The organism is Thermoleptolyngbya sp. M55_K2018_002, assembly GCF_015295965.1.
GTDB classification, from domain to species: Bacteria; Cyanobacteriota; Cyanobacteriia; order Elainellales; family Elainellaceae; genus Thermoleptolyngbya; species Thermoleptolyngbya sichuanensis.
The window spans coordinates 1-2322 of record NZ_DVEA01000130.1 but is presented as its reverse complement, the minus strand read 5'-3'; the positions used below and the strand labels follow the sequence as shown (position 1 = coordinate 2322).

Below are 2322 nucleotides of genomic sequence, written 5' to 3'. Positions count from 1 at the left end.
GTGAGGAGTTGAAGAGGCAGGGGAATCAGATCCGTCACGCAGGAAGCCAGATTGCACTCCCTCTTCCGCTCTGTCCTCAGGATACAAAGGAGCGAGGACTCTTGTTCTCTCTCCTTTGGGAGAGGGCTAGGGTGAGGGCTGAAAGAAGCATAGGCACGAGAAGCATACTTTTGTTTAGCAACGCCAAAAGCTGCATTAAAAAGCTGCATCAATGCGTTAGGCTGATTAGCCCCCAAAAAATTGCAGCGGCCAGTCCGCCACACAGCGGAATCGTGCCCACCCACGCCAGACCGATCTGGCGCACCATGCTCCAGTGAATCTGGCTGTTGCGCTGGGACAGACCAATCCCTACAACTGCGCCGACCAGCGCGTGGGACGTAGACACGGGCAGTCCCACCCGCGAGGCGATCAGCACGGTCGCGGCGGTGGCCAGTTCTGCACAGAGGCCGCTGCTGGGTTGCAGCGCGACAATGCCTTTGCCGATGGTGGCGATGACGCGGCCGCCCCACACTGCCAGCCCACCCACCATGCCCAGCGCCCCCAGCCCCAAAATCCACATCGGTAGGATTGCGTCATCCCCAGCAGGCTGCGTCAGGTGGACAATTGTCGCCAAAGGCGCGATCGCATTGCCGACATCGTTTGAGCCGTGGGCAAAGGCGACGAAGCACGCGCTGATCAACTGGAATCGCGCCATGATTTGCTCGACAGGATTGGCAAGCTTAACGGCAATCCCCTCCCCATTGTCTTCGGTAGGATTCGGCGCATCAGACAACACCACCGGACGAGCGGCGATCGCGCTAAGGCCCAGAGTGGCGATCGCCCCGGTGGCCAGCGCCAGCGTGTGGAACGGCAAGTTAATTTGGGCTGAAATCCGGTCAGAAATCTGGTCAGAAATCTGGTCAGAAATCTGGGCTGAAATGGCAGGTTGCAGCCCAGGCAGCACAATCAGCCCAAACCCGCTGACCAGCACCAAACTCAGCCAGGGCAGCCATTCATAGGTCTGCTGGAGCGGCTGCGGAGCCTGCAAGATGCCGCGCCGCAGAACGGTATAAACCCCAGCAGCGATCGCCCCGCTGATCAGCGGCGTGACCAGCCAAGTGAGGGAAATTTGACCCAGCAGTGACCCGTTCACGGAATGCAGACCGGATGCCGCCCAGCCAAACCCGGCGATTGCCCCCACAACAGCATGAGACGACGCGACGGGCAGCCCCAGTCGCGTGGCCAGATTAAGCCACAGCCCGCAAGTCAGCAGCACAGACACCATACCCAGCACCAAAACCTGGGGCGTATCGGTGAACTGATCTGGACTGACCACGCCGCTGGCCAACATGTCCACCACTCGCTGCCCAAACAGCACTGCTCCTGCAAACTCCAGCACTCCGGCGATCGCCAATGCCTGCCGCAGCGACACCGCTCCCGATCCAACCGACGTACCCATTGAATTCGCCACATCGTTCGCGCCCAGGTTCCAGGCAACGTACAGGGCTAATCCACTAGCAATCACAATCCAAATCACGCTGCTTGCGCTCCACGCTACGGCTTAATAGCTTAACGGTTTAACGGCTTAACAATGACAAGACGGCTGTCTATGGGCGGATCAATCACTCCTCACGGACTTTCTAGCATCAATTCTTCTGAGTCGCGCCAAGAATGGCATGACTGGAAGCCCCGCAGATGCCGACCCCCGTCCAAAATCACCCAAGCCAAAATCAAGCAGGACTTATGCACTTGCAATACGCTTTCTGCTTTCTGGATTTTGGACAATTTCTCGTGGACGCAGCCCGCGAGAAATTGTCCAACTGCGTAAGTCCTAATCAAGAATCGGTACAATTCCTGACCTCGAAATATTCCGACAACATTATTGAGAATTGCAAATAAACCCCTCTTAAGCTCTCACAATTTCAGGATTCAGCGTTAACGTAAGGGGCAGTTTCTCCCCCGTGTCTCTGGGTTTCGGCGTGACTCGAAAAACCAAATCAGCCCGTAAGTCATCTTCGAGCAGCGCAACCTCTCCGGCTGCGGTGCCTCGGCGATCGCTCAAGCGGGCGAGTCAGGCGTTGACTGCGCTCCCCGACAAACCCCCCGAACCGGCAAAGGAATGGTCAATTCGAGAGGCGATCGCCCTGCTGCAAGACGTGATCCTCGCCGCCCTCGACAAGGGCTATAGCCAGGAAGATGTGGCCGCGCTGCTCAACCAGGCAGGGATTCCCGTCTCCCCGTCGTCTTTGCGCTACTACCTGACCCGGCTCAAGCAGTCGGCTGCATCTCGGACTGCGCCCGTTCGCTCCAAGACTGCTGGACAGAAACCAAAACAGCGGGCCC

General features: G+C 58.1%; 1 protein-coding gene and 1 pseudogene. One reads left to right on the top strand and one right to left on the bottom strand.

The window, feature by feature from the left end:
- Positions 1-208 precede the first annotated feature (208 nt).
- Positions 209-1516 carry an inorganic phosphate transporter gene (locus IGS51_RS06320; protein ID WP_297077256.1) on the bottom strand — a complete coding sequence of 436 codons (1308 nt, stop codon included), beginning with the start codon at positions 1514-1516 and terminating at the stop codon, positions 209-211.
- Between the two features lie 442 nt (positions 1517-1958).
- Between IGS51_RS06320 and IGS51_RS06315 the strand changes: the two are divergent.
- Positions 1959-2322, top strand: a pseudogene (locus IGS51_RS06315) (hypothetical protein); the annotation flags it as partial.